Origin of the sequence: Tenacibaculum maritimum NCIMB 2154 (assembly GCF_900119795.1) — a bacterium.
GTDB classification, from domain to species: Bacteria; Bacteroidota; Bacteroidia; order Flavobacteriales; family Flavobacteriaceae; genus Polaribacter; species Polaribacter maritimus.
Map to the genome: position 1 here is coordinate 307,651 of NZ_LT634361.1, position 18,289 is coordinate 325,939.

Below are 18,289 nucleotides of genomic sequence, written 5' to 3' on the forward strand. Positions count from 1 at the left end.
AAGAAGACTGTAATCTCCCATAAGAATGAAACAAAAATACTTTATTGACAAGATCTTCAGAATTACAAAAACCATTTTGTGATTCAAAAAAAATAATTCCCTATTTCTAATAGATTGGTATAACGAGATACTAATCGCTGTTGAGTTTGTAAACTTTTTGAAAAGTTTACAGTGTACTCCTAAGTAAAATTTAATAATGTATTCATATAAACTATTGTAAAAATGATGAAAATAATCTCTCAGTTATTTTATAGTTTGCAAAAGATAAGTTTAGTCTTATTTTTTGTAGCTAGTGCAACATTTTCTCAAAACCAAGCGCTAGAAATGGTGGCTGGGGATGGGAACCCGACGGCTTCGTCTCCCCCCGCAACTACGGTTACGGTTAGATTAAGAAATAATACGGATAACCCTACAGGGAATACTTTTGCAACGTATGCTCCTCAGCTAGATGTTACATATACGTTGGTAAATCAACAGTATTCACACGGTTTTTTAATACCAGTAACAGGAGCGGTAGGATTAGGATATCCTAATGACCCTATAATGCCGCTGATGAATCTTTTTGGAGGAGCTACCAGTGATAGCTTTACATCTTCTGGGACAGCTGTAGGAACAGGTATCGATGTGTCTCAGAATAGAGCGATTCAGCTATCTGCAATGGCACAGCCTTTAACAAATGCAGGAGTACCTGTAAATTCTAGAGCACATATGGCAGATTTAGTTATCAGTTTTAGTAGGGCAGTAAAAAACCCCTTATTACAAATATCTGCTTTAGGAGGGAACGCTGGTTCTTCAAAGTTTACAGTTGAATTTGATCTACTTTCTTCTAATGTGCCTGCATTAAGTTTTTCAAAAGTATCAGGGACACCGCAGTTAGCGGTAAACTCGAATCAGATTAATAATGCTGAGGCAACTCCAACAACAACGAATTGTAGAGGTACAGTATTATTACAAGGAGAAGGAATTACAACACTAACATTAAGAATATATTTAAGGGGAACTGTTGGGGCTACAGGTACGGATTGGCATAGTGGTAGTGTCAATGCTACGGATGGGTTTATGATAGGGATTACAACTGGAGAATCTGATTTGTCAATAGTGAAAACGGTAAATGATACGACTCCTAATTTTGGTGATAATGTTACTTTTACATCAACAGCTTCGAATATAGGATTGAGTAATGCAACAAATGTTTCAGTAAATGAAGTGTTGCCTTCTGGTTATGATTTTGTAAGTGCTACTGCTAGTACGGGTACTTATAATAATGCGACAGGTATTTGGAACGTGGGTAACCTTAGTAGAGGAGCTAATGAAACGTTACAAATTTTAGCAAAAGTAAAAAATACAGGAACTTATACAAGTACAGCTGCTATTTCTGGTGATGAAAATGATCCAAACAGTATTAATAACTCAACTTCAGCATTAACAACACCAGTAGATAAATGTACTGATGGAGCTATAGTAGGAACAGCAACACCGAATGATCCAGATGGAGACGGAATTAATAATGTGTGTGATTTAGATGATGATAATGATGGGATTTTAGATGTGAATGAGGATTTGAATTGTACGGGTACTGCACCGATAATAGAAAATATAATTAATGAAAATTTCGAAACAGGAACGGCGGGACAAGCTATTCCCAAAGGAAATCTTTCGGGAGTTCCAGGAATTAATGATTTGGTGGAGGCATATAATGCTCACCCATCTAACATAGGAACAACCAATGTTGGAGCTTATGCTTCTATTGCAGGTTTTGATGGAAGCCAAACGATAGCGGTAGATGCTAATGGAGGTGGTATTGTAGATCAAGATCAGATGTCGTCGTTTATTGTTTTAGAAGGAGTCGATTTATTATCTGGACAGAGTTTTACAGTAGAAGCTGATTTTTCAATGGGGCAACAACCTGGGAAAAGTTTATCTGGAGCAGATCCAAATCCAAGTAATGAGTATGGTATCGCTATAGGAGCTCCAGGGCAAGATCCTATATGGAACGATGATATTCCGGGAGCAGTAGATGGTGTTTTTATTTATGGGTTTGGTACTCCACTAATAAGAGAACCTAATTCATCCCTTTCTAATTTTAGTGCGCCACCTAGAGTAGATGGATGGTTCAGACAGTTTACGACATATTATGTAAAAGATAATGGTAGTGGAACATTACATTTATATGCGGATAATCAAGGTTATAAGTATAGTGTTTTGGGAATCCCAGAAAGTACATTTACAGCAACGGAAATTGATTTTGGAGCGGCGAGCAATTATCCGTGGTTAAATAACGCGTCTATAAGTGTTTGTACAGATGAGTATGTAGATAATATACTTGTGCAAGTTAATCATTGTGATACTGATGGAGATGGAATTCCTAATTATTTAGATTTAGATTCGGATAACGATGGTTGTAATGATGTGGTGGAGTCAGGTGGTGTGGATGCGAATAATGATGGTGTTTTAGATGGAGATGGTTTTAATTCTTCTGGTCAAGTAACTACAGGAGGAGTTGTTTTAGGATCTAGCTATAATGGAATAACTGGAGAAGAAATAATGGCTACTCAAGTATTGGTAGATCCTACAGCGTTAGTAGATCAAACCATAGAAAGTGGTAATCCAGCTACATTTACAATAACTTCGGCTTCAGCAACTAGCACGACTGTTTTTACGGGTACGGCTCCATCAACGGTGCCTAATTATGCAGATGCATCTGCTACGGATGTTTCAGGCGCTATTGTATATCAATGGCAGGAAGATGGCGTTGATTTATCAAATACAGGAGTGTATTCAGGAGTCAACACAACTACATTAACAATAAGTAGTGTAGCTGGGTTAGACGGGAAAGTATATAATTTAGTGATAACACATCCTGAGAATGCTTGTATAAATATACAAAATAATGCAATCTTAACAGTTACTCTTTCAATAGATGCAGTAGATGATAATTTTACAGGAAGTCCAGTTACAGCAGGAGATAATACTGCAAGTGTAGTGGGTAATGATACGTTGGATGGCAGTGGAGTAGTGATAGGAACAGGAGCTGGCGAGGTAAGTTTGAGTGGAGTTACGGTTCCAGCAGGCTTGACGCTAAATGGAGATGGAACAGTGAGTGTTGCTACTGGTACTGCTTCTGGTAGCTATACTGTAGAGTATGAGATTTGTGAGAATGGAGCGACTCCAGTAAATTGTGATCGAGCTACGGCAACTATAGTAGTAGCAAATCCAATAGATGCAGTAGATGATGATTTTACAGGAAGTCCAGTTACAGCAGGAGATAATACCGCAAGTGTAGTGGATAATGATACGTTGGATGGCAGTGGAGTAGTGATAGGAACAGGAGCCGGCGAGGTAAGTTTGAGTGGAGTTACGGTTCCAGCAGGCTTGACGCTAAATGGAGATGGGACAGTTAGTGTGGCTACTGGTACACCTTCTGGTAGTTATGCAGTGGTGTATGAGATTTGTGAGAATGGAGCGACTCCGGCGAATTGTGATCGAGCTACGGCAACTATAGTGGTATCGAATCCAATAGATGCAGTAGATGATGATTTTACAGGAAGTCCAGTTACAGCAGGAGATAATACGTCTAGTGTAGTTGGTAATGATACGTTGGATGGCAGTGGAGTAGTGATAGGAACAGGAGTTGGCGAGGTAAGTTTAAGTGGAGTTACGGTTCCAGCAGGCTTGACGCTAAACGGAGATGGAACAGTGAGTGTGGCTACTGGTACTGCTTCTGGTAGTTATGCAGTGGTGTATGAGATTTGTGAGAATGGAGCGACTCCAGTAAATTGCGATCGAGCTACGGCAACTATAGTGGTATCGAATCCAATAGATGCAGTAGATGATGATTTTACAGGAAGTCCAGTTACAGCAGGAGATAATACGTCTAGTGTAGTTGGTAATGATACGTTGGATGGCAGTGGAGTAGTGATAGGAACAGGAGCTGGCGAGGTAAGTTTGAGTGGAGTTACAGTTCCAGCAGGCTTGACGCTAAATGGAGATGGGACAGTGAGTGTGGCTACTGGTACTGCTTCTGGTAGTTATGCAGTGGTGTATGAGATTTGTGAGAATGGAGCGACTCCAGTAAATTGTGATCGAGCTACGGCAACTATAGTAGTAGCAAATCTAATAGATGCAGTAGATGATAATTTTACAGGAAGTCCAGTTACAGCAGGAGATAATACGTCTAGTGTAGTTGGTAATGATACGTTGGATGGCAGTGGAGTAGTGATAGGAACAGGAGCTGGCGAGGTAAGTTTGAGTGGAGTTACGGTTCCAGCAGGCTTGACGCTAAATGGAGATGGAACAGTGAGTGTTGCTACTGGTACTGCTTCTGGTAGCTATACTGTAGAGTATGAGATTTGTGAGAATGGAGCGACTCCAGTAAATTGTGATCGAGCTACGACAACTATAGTAGTAGCAAATCCAATAGATGCAGTAGATGATGATTTTACAGGAAGTCCAGTTACAGCAGGAGATAATACGTCTAGTGTATTGGATAATGATACGTTGGACGGCAGTGGAGTAGTGATAGGAACAGGAGCCGGCGAGGTAAGTTTGAGTGGAGTTACGGTTCCAGCAGGCTTGACGCTAAATGGAGATGGAACAGTGAGTGTTGCTACTGGTACACCTTCTGGTAGTTATGCAGTGGTGTATGAGATTTGTGAGAATGGAGCGACTCCGGCGAATTGTGATCGAGCTACGGCAACTATAGTGGTATCGAATCCAATAGATGCATTAGATGATGATTTTACAGGAAGTCCAGTTACAGCAGGAGATAATACGTCTAGTGTAGTTGGTAATGATACGTTGGATGGCAGTGGAGTAGTGATAGGAACAGGAGTTGGCGAGGTAAGTTTAAGTGGAGTTACAGTTCCAGCAGGCTTGACGCTAAATGGAGATGGGACAGTTAGTGTGGCTACTGGTACTGCTTCTGGTAGTTATGCAGTGGTGTATGAGATTTGTGAGAATGGAGCGACTCCGGCGAATTGTGATCGAGCTACGGCAACTATAGTAGTAGCAAATCCAATAGATGCATTAGATGATGATTTTACAGGAAGTCCAGTTACAGCAGGAGATAATACGTCTAGTGTAGTTGGTAATGATACGTTGGATGGCAGTGGAGTAGTGATAGGAACAGGAGTTGGCGAGGTAAGTTTAAGTGGAGTTACGGTTCCAGCAGGCTTGACGCTAAACGGAGATGGAACAGTTAGTGTGGCTACTGGTACACCTTCTGGTAGTTATGCAGTGGTGTATGAGATTTGTGAGAATGGAGCGACTCCGGCGAATTGTGATCGAGCTACGGCAACTATAGTGGTATCGAATCCAATAGATGCAGTAGATGATGATTTTACAGGAAGTCCAGTTACAGCAGGAGATAATACTGCAAGTGTAGTGGGTAATGATACGTTGGATGGCAGTGGAGTAGTGATAGGAACAGGAGCCGGCGAGATAAGTTTGAGTGGAGTTACAGTTCCAGCAGGCTTGACGCTAAACGGAGATGGAACAGTTAGTGTGGCTACTGGTACACCTTCTGGTAGTTATGCAGTGGTGTATGAGATTTGTGAGAATGGAGCGACTCCAGTAAATTGTGATCGAGCTACGACAACTATAGTGGTATCGAATCCAATAGATGCAGTAGATGATGATTTTACAGGAAGTCCAGTTACGGCAGGAGATAATACGTCTAGTGTAGTTGGTAATGATACGTTGGATGGCAGTGGAGTAGTGATAGGAACAGGAGCCGGCGAGGTAAGTTTGAGTGGAGTTACAGTTCCAGCAGGCTTGACGCTAAACGGAGATGGAACAGTTAGTGTGGCTACTGGTATACCTTCTGGTAGTTATGCAGTGGTGTATGAGATTTGTGAGAATGGAGCGACTCCAGTAAATTGTGATCGAGCTACGACAACTATAGTGGTATCGAATCCAATAGATGCAGTAGATGATGATTTTACAGGAAGTCCAGTTACGGCAGGAGATAATACGTCTAGTGTAGTTGGTAATGATACGTTGGATGGCAGTGGAGTAGTGATAGGAACAGGAGCCGGCGAGGTAAGTTTGAGTGGAGTTACAGTTCCAGCAGGCTTGACGCTAAACGGAGATGGAACAGTTAGTGTGGCTACTGGTACACCTTCTGGTAGTTATGCAGTGGTGTATGAGATTTGTGAGAATGGAGCGACTCCAGTAAATTGCGATCGAGCTACGGCAACTATAGTGGTATCGAATCCAATAGATGCAGTAGATGATGATTTTACAGGAAGTCCAGTTACAGCAGGAGATAATACGTCTAGTGTAGTTGGTAATGATACGTTGGATGGCAGTGGAGTAGTGATAGGAACAGGAGCCGGCGAGGTAAGTTTGAGTGGAGTTACAGTTCCAGCAGGCTTGACGCTAAACGGAGATGGAACAGTTAGTGTGGCTACTGGTACACCTTCTGGTAGTTATGCAGTGGTGTATGAGATTTGTGAGAATGGAGCGACTCCAGTAAATTGTGATCGAGCTACGGCAACTATAGTGGTATCGAATCCAATAGATGCATTAGATGATGATTTTACAGGAAGTCCAGTTACAGCAGGAGATAATACGTCTAGTGTAGTTGGTAATGATACGTTGGATGGCAGTGGAGTAGTGATAGGAACAGGAGTTGGCGAGGTAAGTTTAAGTGGAGTTACGGTTCCAGCAGGCTTGACGCTAAACGGAGATGGAACAGTTAGTGTGGCTACTGGTACACCTTCTGGTAGTTATGCAGTGGTGTATGAGATTTGTGAGAATGGAGCGACTCCAGTAAATTGTGATCGAGCTACGGCAACTATAGTGGTATCGAATCCAATAGATGCAGTAGATGATGATTTTACAGGAAGTCCAGTTACGGCAGGAGATAATACGTCTAGTGTAGTTGGTAATGATACGTTGGATGGCAGTGGAGTAGTGATAGGAACAGGAGCCGGCGAGGTAAGTTTGAGTGGAGTTACAGTTCCAGCAGGCTTGACGCTAAACGGAGATGGAACAGTTAGTGTGGCTACTGGTACACCTTCTGGTAGTTATGCAGTGGTGTATGAGATTTGTGAGAATGGAGCGACTCCAGTAAATTGCGATCGAGCTACGGCAACTATAGTGGTATCGAATCCAATAGATGCAGTAGATGATGATTTTACAGGAAGTCCAGTTACAGCAGGAGATAATACGTCTAGTGTAGTTGGTAATGATACGTTGGATGGCAGTGGAGTAGTGATAGGAACAGGAGCCGGCGAGGTAAGTTTGAGTGGAGTTACAGTTCCAGCAGGCTTGACGCTAAACGGAGATGGGACAGTTAGTGTGGCTACTGGTACACCTTCTGGTAGTTATGCAGTGGTGTATGAGATTTGTGAGAATGGAGCGACTCCAGTAAATTGTGATCGAGCTACGGCAACTATAGTGGTATCGAATCCAATAGATGCAGTAGATGATGATTTTACAGGAAGTCCAGTTACAGCAGGAGATAATACGTCTAGTGTAGTTGGTAATGATACGTTGGATGGCAGTGGAGTAGTGATAGGAACAGGAGCCGGCGAGGTAAGTTTGAGTGGAGTTACAGTTCCAGCAGGCTTGACGCTAAACGGAGATGGAACAGTTAGTGTTGCTACTGGTACACCTTCTGGTAGTTATGCAGTGGTGTATGAGATTTGTGAGAATGGAGCGACTCCAGTAAATTGTGATCGAGCTACGGCAACTATAGTGGTATCGAATCCAATAGATGCAGTAGATGATGATTTTACAGGAAGCCCAGTTACGGCAGGAGATAATACGTCCAGTGTAGTTGGTAATGATACGTTGGATGGCAGTGGAGTAGTGATAGGAACAGGAGCCGGCGAGGTAAGTTTAAGTGGAGTTACAGTTCCAGCAGGCTTGACGCTAAATGGAGATGGAACGGTAACAATTGACGCAAATACTCCTGCGGGTAATTATACTATAGAGTATGATATTTGTGAGAATGGAGCGACTCCAGTAAATTGTGATCGAGCTACGGCAATCATTGTAGTGGTACCACCTGTAATAGAAGCAGTGGCGGATACAGTAGCAGGTGTTGATGGATTAGCGGGAGGAACGACACCAGCGTTGACGGGTAATGATACATTAAATGGAGTGCCAGTAAATATTGGGACAGGTCCTGGAGATGTTGAGTTAACGCCAGATAATGTTCCAGCAGGATTGACTTTAAATGCAGACGGAACAGTAACGGTAGCACCAGGTACTCCTGCGGGTAGTTATGATGTAGAATACACGATTTGTGAGGTAACGAATCCGATGAATTGTAGCAGTGTAATTTCAGTAGTAAATGTATTAGGAGCGCCAATTGTAGCAAATAACGATACGGATGCATCTGGATTGGATACAGTCAATGGATTTACAGGAGGCATCGCAGGAGATGTAACAGAGAACGATACGTTAAATGGTGTTTTGGTAGATGACAATGATATTTTAATAACAGTATTAAATGAGGGAGGACTGACAGGAGTTAGTATAGATGGTTCAGGAAATTTAATAGTACCTTCAGGTACTCCTTCGGGAAGCTATACAGTTACGTATCAGATATGTGAGGTTTTAAACCCAGGGAATTGTGATACGGCAACGGCTTTGGTTGTTGTAGAACCAGATACAGATGGCGATGGGGTTGTAGATTCAGTAGATTTAGATGATGATAATGATGGGATTTTAGATGTTATAGAGGAGAACGGTACCCCAGGATTGGATACAGATAACGATGGTATTCCAGATACCTTAGATTTAGATAGTGATGGGGATGGTATTTTGGATATAGTGGAGAGTGGTCAAGATGCAGGGAGTTTAGATACAGATGGAGATGGCGTTTTAGATAGTACAACAGATTTAGATGGCGATGGAATTGTGGATACTGCAGATGCAGATGATACGAATCCTTCGGGAGGAGGAAAGGTAAATCCAGTAGATACAGATAATGATGGTTCACCAGATTTTCAGGATATCGATGACGATGGCGATGGAGTGAATACGATTGATGAGAATCCAGATCCAAATACAGATGGTAGTGTTACAGATGCACAGGATACGGATAATGATGGTATTCCAGATTATTTAGATACGGATGATGATGGTGATGGAGTGAATACGATTGATGAGAATCCAGATCCAAATACAGATAGTATTATAACAGATGCACAGGATACGGATAATGATGGAGTTCCAGATTATTTAGATACGGATGATGATGGCGATGGAGTGAATACGATTGATGAGAATCCAGATCCAAATACAGATGGTAGTATTACAGATGCGCAAGATACGGATAATGATGGTATTCCAGATTATTTAGATATGGATGAAACCGTTACTATCTATAATGAATTTACGCCTAATGGAGATGGTGATAATGATACTTTTTATATTGAATTTATAGAGCGTTACCCGAATAATAATTTAGAGATTTATAATAGATGGGGTAATTTGGTTTATAGTAAGAAAGGATATGATAATACATTTAAAGGAGTTTCGAATGGACGCTTAAATATAGATGAGAATTCTAAATTACCAGTAGGGACGTATTTTTATGTACTGGATTTAGGGGAATCAGGGAAAGAACCTTTAAAAGGATGGTTATACATTAATAGGTAGTATAAATTCACAGGAAACATGAGATTAACACAAATACAAAGCAATATGAATATTTTACTACAACGCAATATTTTATTACTAGGAATATTCTTGCTATCATTTACGATATATGGTCAGCAAGACCCTCAGTACACACAGTATATGTATAATACGATGAGTGTAAACCCTGCGTATTCTGGATCGCGGGGGCATACAACAATTACAGGTTTGGCACGTACACAATGGGTAGGATTTACAGGAGCCCCAGAAACACAAACACTAAGTTACGATACTCCACTAGGTTATAGTGGAGTAGGCTTAGGAGTTAATTTGGTAAATGATAAGATTGGTCCCGTAAATGAAACGTCATTAGATGTGAATACTTCTTACACCTTGCGTACTAGTGATGAAGGGAACTTTGCCTTTGGACTAAAACTAGGAGCTCGTTTGCTTAATATTGATTGGAGCAAAGGGAGGTACCGAGATGCAACGGATAAATTATTGAATGAAAATATCAATAATAAGTTTTTACCTACGGTAGGAGCGGGGTTGTATTATTATACCCCAAAATGGTATGCAGGTATTTCTGTTCCAAATTTTTTACGAACGGATCATTATGACAATGATTTAGAATCTGTAGCAGCAGAGCGTATGCATTATTTTTTAATAGCAGGATATGTTTTTGAATTAAACGATCGTATAAAGTTTAAACCTGCGGTTTTAACAAAAGTAGTATCCGGAGCACCTTTATCTTTAGATGTTTCAGCGAACTTTTTATTCCATGATCGATTCAATGCGGGTATTTCTTGGCGTTGGGATGATTCGATCAGTGGTATTTTAGGATTTCAAGTAACGGAGGGTCTTCATATAGGATATGCTTATGATTTGACAACGAGTAATTTGCAGAATTACAATTCAGGAACTCATGAGATTATGTTACGCTATGAGATCTTTAAGGAGGTAAGTGTACTATCACCAAGATTTTTTTAACTCAAATAAGGAACAATTATGAAACACTATATATTAATATTCGTTGCCTTATTGGTAACCACGTTTAGTTTTGGTCAGCGAAAATATGCTGCGGACCGGTATTTTAAAGAATACTCTTATAAAAAAGCCTCAGAATTATATAAGAAGTTATATGAAGGAGGAGATCGATCACAATTAGTTTTGGAACGTTTAGGAGATTGCCATTACCTTAATTCAGAAACGAATGAAGCATCACATTGGTATGGAGAGTTATTAAGCAAGTATGCGTCCAGTGTATCTCCGGAGTATTTGTTTAAATATGCTCAAAGTTTAAAGAGTAATGGGGAGCAATCTTTATCAGATAGTTGGATGTTAAAGTTTAATGCATTACAAAAGGAAGATAGTCGTGGAGGAGAGCTATTGAGTAATAAAGATTATTTTTCAGCTTATACCAATAAGCCAGAGACTTATTTGAATGTGCATAATTTATCAAGTAATACGAAGTACTCTGACTTTGGAGGTTTTATTCAAGGAAATAAGCTTTATTATGCATCTTCTAAGGCGGTTGGAGGCAATCCGAAGTTGTATAAATGGAATAAACAACCTTATTTGAACCTATATGAATCGTCGATGAAGCTGGATGAATTAATGGGTGATTCGAGTGATATTCTAGAGGTTGAAGAAACGGTTTCAATAAAATCACCAATAGCAACGGGATACCATGAATCAAATGCGATCTTAACCAAAGATGGTCGCACAATGTATTTTACGCGAAATAACTATGATGGAAAGCGTTTGCATAAAGATAAAAAACGAACGTCTCGTTTAAAGATTTATAAATCGGTATTAAAAGAGGGAGTTTGGAGTACTCCGGAGGAACTTCCTTTTAATAATGCGTCTTATTCCGTAGGGCATCCAGCATTAAGTGTAGATGAACAAACGTTGTATTTTGTATCAGACATGCCTGGAGGATTAGGATCTTCAGATATTTATAAAGTATCTATAGAAGCATCAGGAGGATATGGGAAACCAGAAAATTTAGGAAGACCAGTTAATACAGAAGGTAGAGAGATGTTTCCATTTATAGGATCAGACCAAACGTTGTATTTTTCGTCAGATGGGCATTTGGGCTTAGGGTTATTGGATGTATTTGAGAGCAAGAAAGAAAATGGAGTTTATACAAAACCGGAGAATTTAGGAAGTCCAATTAATAGTAATCGGGATGATTTTTCATTTGTATTGAACCAAGGTTTAGATAAAGGATTCTTTTCCTCTAACCGTGATGGAGGAAAGGGAGATGATGATATTTATAGTTTTTTAATTTATGAATGTGTTCAAGGAATTTCTGGAGAGGTAAGAGACTTACGAACAGGAGTAGTTTTAGCAGAAGCAATGGTGAAGCTCATTGATGAATCAGGGTCGATCATAGCGAGTCAGCAAACCGATTCGAATGGAGTATATACTTTTGAACAGGTTTCGTGTAAATCGAATTATGTAGTTGTAGCAGAGCAGTCAGATTATAAATCAGCACAAGAGGCAGTGGCTACTAGTGGTAAACGATCGGGAATACAAGAAGTAGATTTAGGATTAGTTCCATTAATAGTGGAGGATCAAATAGTAATTAAACCTATTTATTTTGATTTTGACAAGTGGGATATTCGAGAGGATGCGGAGTATGAGTTAGAGCATATTGTATCAGTAATGAATAACCACCCGAATATGGTGATAAGGATAGAATCGCATACAGATAGTCGAGGGTCTAAGGGGTATAACCGAAGACTGTCAGATAAGAGAGCTAAATCAACCCGAGATTATTTAATTTCACGAGGTATTGAGGGTTCAAGAATAGCGAGTGCAATAGGATATGGCGAAGATCAATTATTAAATCATTGTGATGACGCACATAGAAATAAGTGTAGTGAAGAAGAACATCAACTAAATCGAAGATCTTATTTTTATATAGTTAAGAAATAGTGATTATAGTTGTTTGTTTGAGAAGCAAGTAAATAAAAAGTGCCTTAGAATTTTAGTGATTCTAAGGCTTTTTTTTTTGGAATAGTTTTTAGAGTACTAGCCTGACTGATATGTTAAAAAAATAAGTATATAGGCAAGAAGGTTTTAGTACATAGTCTAGAGGCGGGGTATTTGATAAAGAAAGAGAATATTCAGTTATGATTTTTAGCTTGATGGATGGATAGAAATGAAAAAAGTAACAAGCCAAGCTACAAGTTGATTGAAAGAATAATAAGAGACAGCCATAAACGTATTTTAAATATAATATTTTTCACTTATCTAAAAACTTTAGAAGAATCTCGTTATTCTTGTTTTTTACTTATTACTTACATTTTTTAAGAGAAAATGTTAAAAATGGGTTCATATTAGTTCTTTTTACCTGAAAATTGTAAAAATACTTGTACTTTAGCAAAATACAATATCAATCTTTTAAATCTTATTTACATTATTTATTCCCCAAAATAAATGTAAGAAATGAAAAGAATAGTAATAATATTGCTCTTTTTTATAAATATTATTAATATAAAAATATACTCTCAGACAGGGCCTGGGGGAGTGGGAGCTAATGATGGAACTTCTAATCTTAAGGTATGGCTACGAGCAGATGATATTAATGGAGATGGAAACCTTTCTAATAACCCTGTCGTAGGAACAAAAATAAGTGTTTGGAATGATTATAGTGGAAATGCTAACCATTATACCAATGCTAGTACAGTGGAGTCTCCAACACATACGCTTGGTGTTTTTAATGCCATAAATTTTGATGCTGCTGCGGCTTCTGTACAATTTTTAAATGCAAATGTAGGAGGAACTTATATAGATGCAAGTACTTTTTTTGCACTAAATCCTGCAAATATTGGACCAAGTAATTCCTTGTTTGATAATGGAAGCTATTCACTTCGGTCTAGGCAATGGAGTAATACTAATAGGATAGGATATACCAGATATGGAGCGGCGGATTATACCTCAACATTAGCACCTTCATTTGGTAATAATGCTATCATTTCTTATCATAAACAAGCAACAGCAACAAATATGGAGTTGTACTTAAATAATAATACAAGTACAATTAATGTGGGAATTACTGGGGCAGGAATCCCTTATGATAGAATAGGAAGAAACTCGCCCGGAGCTGATAGAGCGAGTGGTGATTTCTACGAAGTAATATTATACAATAGTAGCTTGTCTATGGCTGAGCGACTTATTGTAGAAAACTACTTAAGTGCCAAATATGGTAGTATTCTTATCGTAGATAATATTTATAATGAAGATGAGGATGGTGATTTTGATCATAAAGTAGCAGGAATTGGTCAGGCATTGGATGGAACAAATCATATAGATTCACAAGGAACAGGAATTGTGAGAATAAATACTCCTAATGATTTACAAAATAATGAGTTTTTATTATGGGGAGAAGATGTTGAAAATTCAGATTATAGTTTTTCTATAGTTGCACCTGTAAATAAGAGGCATAGGATACATACAAAATGGCGTGTTAGCGAAAGAGGTGATGTAGGTACTGTTACTTTTTCTGTGAAAGCGAGCGATATCAATCTTGCAGGAGTTCCGGCAGGAGTGTTAAAGCTAGTACGTAGCACGGTATCTGATTTTAGCACTGTAGCTCAAGAGTATAATTTAGCTTTATCAGGAGGAGTATATTCTGCAACAGTATCCTTTAATGATAATGATTTTTTTACTATTGAAATGGTACCTACAGTAGATTTAAGCTTGGTAAAAAAGGTTACAAATGCGCTTCCAAAGGTAGGGGATACTATTATTTATACATTGACACTAAAAAATAGTGGCCCTCAAGAGGCTACTGGTGTAAAAATAAGAGACCAGCTTCCTGTTGGGCTGCAATATAATGCAGGAGCTTCTACAATCTCCTCAGGAACATATGATGCAGTCTCAGGTGAATGGGATTTATCAGGGGTTTCTATTGGTACTGGACAAACGGTAACGATACAAATAGCTGCAGTTATAAACTCTCCAGGTGTTATTACCAATACTACTGAAGTTATAAGTGTTGATCAAGAAGATATTGACGCTATCCCTAATAATGGGAATTAATACTGTTTGGTTGGTGGTTATTTAAAATCACCTTAAAGAAATGCATTTGTTGGATTTTTTATCTCATATAAGATAAATACTATCAATTTTACCCGATTCCATAATTCAAAATATCAGGTCTTTAGATCAAAATCGCTTCAAATTAACTTTTTTAGAAGTGTTTTTTATATAGCAAAACTTCACAATTACAAGAAAATACGTAATTTCGCAAATCAAATTATAGAACGACAATTTAAAAGTATGAAATTTACTGAATATAAAGGACTTGACTTACCAAATATAGCGGAAGAAATTTTGAACTATTGGGAAGAAAATAACATCTTTGAAAAAAGTATAACTTCACGTGAAGGTAATGAACCGTTTGTGTTTTTTGAAGGTCCGCCTTCTGCAAACGGTTTGCCAGGGATTCATCATGTAATGGCACGTGCTATTAAAGATATTTTTTGTCGTTATAAAACTCAGAAAGGATTTCAAGTAAAAAGAAAAGCAGGTTGGGACACCCATGGGCTTCCTGTTGAACTTGGCGTTGAAAAAGAATTAGGTATCACTAAAGAAGATATTGGTACAAAAATTTCGGTTGAAGAGTATAATATAGCTTGTAAAAAAGCAGTAATGCGTTATACTGATATCTGGAATGAGATGACTCGTAAAGCTGGATATTGGGTAGATATGGAGGATCCGTATATTACCTATAAACCAAAGTATATGGAAAGTGTATGGTGGTTATTAAAGCAAATTTATGATAAAAACTTATTGTATAAAGGATATACAATTCAGCCTTACTCTCCGAAAGCAGGTACCGGATTAAGTTCGCACGAATTGAACCAACCAGGAACATACCAAGATGTAACCGATACTACTATTGTTGCTCAATTCAAAGCAAAGGAAGAAACGCTTCCAGTATTTTTACAAAATGAAGGAACCATTTATTTTTTAGCATGGACAACAACTCCTTGGACCTTATCATCTAATACAGCCTTAACAGTTGGAAATAAAATTGACTATGTATTGGTGGAAACGTATAACCAATATACATTTAAACCAATGAATGTTGTTTTGGCAAAAAACTTAGTAGGGAAGCAATTTACAGGAAAATATAAAGAAGTTGTTGAAAAAGGAGAATTATTGACTTATAGCGAAGGAGATAAGAAGATCCCATTTTATATAGTAAAGGAATTTAAAGGAGCAGATTTAGTGGGTATTTGTTATGAACAGTTATTAGATTATGCACTTCCGTATGAGAATGCTGAAAATGCATTTAGAGTTATTTCGGGAGACTTTGTTACTACAGAAGATGGTACAGGAATTGTGCATACAGCTCCTACTTTTGGAGCAGATGATGCTATGGTGGCAAAACAAGCTGTTCCAGAAGTACCTCCAATGTTAGTATTAGACGCTCATGGAAACCCAGTTCCTTTGGTGGATTTACAAGGTAAGTTCCGACCAGAAATGGGAGAGTTTGGAGGAAAGTATGTGAAAAATGAGTATTATGCAGAAGGAGAGGCACCTGAAAAATCAGTAGATGTAGAAATTGCGATTAAGTTAAAAACAGAAAATAAAGCATTTAAGGTTGAAAAATACGTACACAGTTATCCTAATTGCTGGCGTACAGATAAACCAATATTATATTACCCATTAGATTCTTGGTTTATTAAGGTAACAGATGTCAAAGAGAAGATGTTTGATCTTAATGAAACTATTAATTGGAAACCTAAGTCAACAGGAGAAGGACGCTTTGGAAATTGGTTAAAAAATGCCAACGATTGGAACTTATCTCGTTCTCGTTTTTGGGGAATTCCATTGCCAATATGGAGAACGGAAGATGGAACGGAGCAAATTTGTATAGGATCAGTTGAAGAGCTAAAAGCAGCAATGGCAAAATCAATTGAGGCAGGCATGATGACAGAAGATATTTTTGCAAACTTTGAAGTAGGTAATATGTCTGAAGAAAATTATGAAACGATTGATCTGCATAAGAATGTGGTTGACAAAATAATATTGGTTTCAGCATCAGGAAAACCAATGAAAAGAGAAAGTGATCTAATTGATGTTTGGTTTGATTCAGGATCTATGCCATATGCACAGTGGCATTATCCGTTTGAAAATAAAGAATTAATTGATAACAATGAAAGTTATCCAGCGAATTTTATCGCGGAAGGTGTAGATCAAACTCGTGGTTGGTTTTATACATTACACGCAATAGGGACCATGGTGTTCGATTCAGTAGCATATAAAAATGTAGTATCTAATGGATTGGTATTAGATAAGAATGGACAAAAAATGTCTAAGCGTTTGGGTAATGCAGTGGATCCATTTGAAACATTAGCTACTTACGGGCCAGATGCCACCAGATGGTATATGATTTCAAATGCTAATCCTTGGGATAATTTAAAATTTGATGTTAGTGGAATAGAAGAAGTAAAGCGTAAATTCTTTGGAACATTATATAATACGTATTCGTTTTTTAGTTTATATGCTAATATTGATGAGTTTTCGTACGAAGAAGCTGCAATTCCTTTACATCAAAGGCCGGAAATAGATCGTTGGATTTTATCAGAATTACATACCCTTATAAGAAAGGTAGATGAAGCTTATAATGATTATGAACCAACAAAAGCTACGAGAGCAATCAACACTTTTGTGCTAGATCATTTAAGTAACTGGTATGTGCGTTTGTGTAGAAGACGTTTTTGGAAGGGAGAATATGCACAAGATAAAATATCAGCTTACCAAACATTATATACTTGTATGTTAACAATAGCAAAGTTAGCTGCTCCAGTAGCACCATTTTTTATGGATAGATTGTATAAAGATTTGACAGAATTTGCAGGGAGTGAGAGTTTAGAAAGTGTTCATTTAGCTGAGTTTCCAAAATACGATGAAGCATTTATTGATAAGTCATTAGAAAGGAAGATGGAAAATGCCCAAACAATATCTTCTTTAGTATTGTCATTAAGAGCCAAGGAAAAAATAAAGGTGCGCCAACCATTGCAAAAAATTATGATTCCTGTATTAGATGCAACTCAAAAAGAGGAGATACTAGCGGTATCAGAATTGATAAAATCAGAGGTAAATGTAAAAGAAATCGAATTACTTGATGATGCTTCAGGTATTTTAGTGAAACAAATTAAACCAAATTTTAAAGCGTTAGGGCCTAAGTTTGGAAAAGATATGAGATTGGTTTCTAGTAAGATACAGGGTTTTTCGCAAGCAGATATTGTTGAAATAGAAAAGGAAGGTGAAATTTCCTTAGAAATTAACGAAAAAATCATTACATTGGAACTCGCTGATGTTGAAATCTCATCAAAAGATATTGAAGGATGGTTAGTGGCAAATTCAGAAGGTTTAACTGTAGCACTAGATGTTACGATCACTGATGATTTACGAAAAGAAGGTATTGCTAGAGAGTTAGTAAATCGTATTCAAAATGCACGTAAAGAATCAGGTTTTGAGGTAACAGACAAGATTAAGTTATCACTTTTAAAATATCAAGACTTACAAGAATCAGTATCCGTGAACGAAACATATATCATGAGCGAGACATTAACAAAAGAATTGGTTTTTGTTGATGAGTTGAAAAATGGTACAGAAATTGAATTTGATACCATTAAAAGTAGAATGTTAATCCAAAAAATTTAAGATT

General features: G+C 38.0%; 5 protein-coding genes. All 5 read left to right on the forward strand.

The window, feature by feature from the left end; translation table 11 throughout:
* The first annotated feature begins 222 nt into the window (after nt 1–222).
* The 5 genes from MARIT_RS01440 (at nt 223) to ileS (ending at nt 18,285) form a co-directional block, all read left to right on the forward strand.
* A complete protein-coding gene (locus MARIT_RS01440; RefSeq protein WP_100210570.1) occupies nt 223–9,615 on the forward strand; it encodes a T9SS type B sorting domain-containing protein in 9,393 nt (3,130 codons plus the stop codon).
* An 18-nt stretch (nt 9,616–9,633) separates the two neighbouring features.
* A complete protein-coding gene (locus MARIT_RS01445) occupies nt 9,634–10,584 on the forward strand; it encodes a PorP/SprF family type IX secretion system membrane protein (RefSeq protein WP_231975175.1) in 951 nt (316 codons plus the stop codon).
* An 18-nt stretch (nt 10,585–10,602) separates the two neighbouring features.
* On the forward strand, nt 10,603–12,537 hold the full coding sequence (locus MARIT_RS01450) for an OmpA family protein (protein ID WP_100210572.1): 1,935 nt from the start codon (nt 10,603–10,605) through the stop codon (nt 12,535–12,537).
* A gap of 513 nt (nt 12,538–13,050) precedes the next feature.
* Nucleotides 13,051–14,646 (forward strand): DUF11 domain-containing protein, encoded by a 1,596-nt coding sequence (locus tag MARIT_RS01455; RefSeq protein ID WP_024740007.1) that lies wholly within the window; start codon nt 13,051–13,053, stop codon nt 14,644–14,646.
* Nucleotides 14,647–14,886: 240 nt separating this feature from the next.
* Nucleotides 14,887–18,285 (forward strand): isoleucine--tRNA ligase, encoded by a 3,399-nt coding sequence (ileS, locus tag MARIT_RS01460; RefSeq protein ID WP_024740008.1) that lies wholly within the window; start codon nt 14,887–14,889, stop codon nt 18,283–18,285.
* Nucleotides 18,286–18,289 lie beyond the last annotated feature (4 nt).

Coding starts and splice junctions, on each gene's coding strand:
- MARIT_RS01450 (WP_100210572.1), top strand. CDS start 10,603: ATGAAACACTATATATTAATATTCGTTGCCTTATTGGTAACCACGTTT.
- ileS (WP_024740008.1), top strand. CDS start 14,887: ATGAAATTTACTGAATATAAAGGACTTGACTTACCAAATATAGCGGAA.
- MARIT_RS01445 (WP_231975175.1), top strand. CDS start 9,634: ATGAGATTAACACAAATACAAAGCAATATGAATATTTTACTACAACGC.
- MARIT_RS01455 (WP_024740007.1), top strand. CDS start 13,051: ATGAAAAGAATAGTAATAATATTGCTCTTTTTTATAAATATTATTAAT.
- MARIT_RS01440 (WP_100210570.1), top strand. CDS start 223: ATGATGAAAATAATCTCTCAGTTATTTTATAGTTTGCAAAAGATAAGT.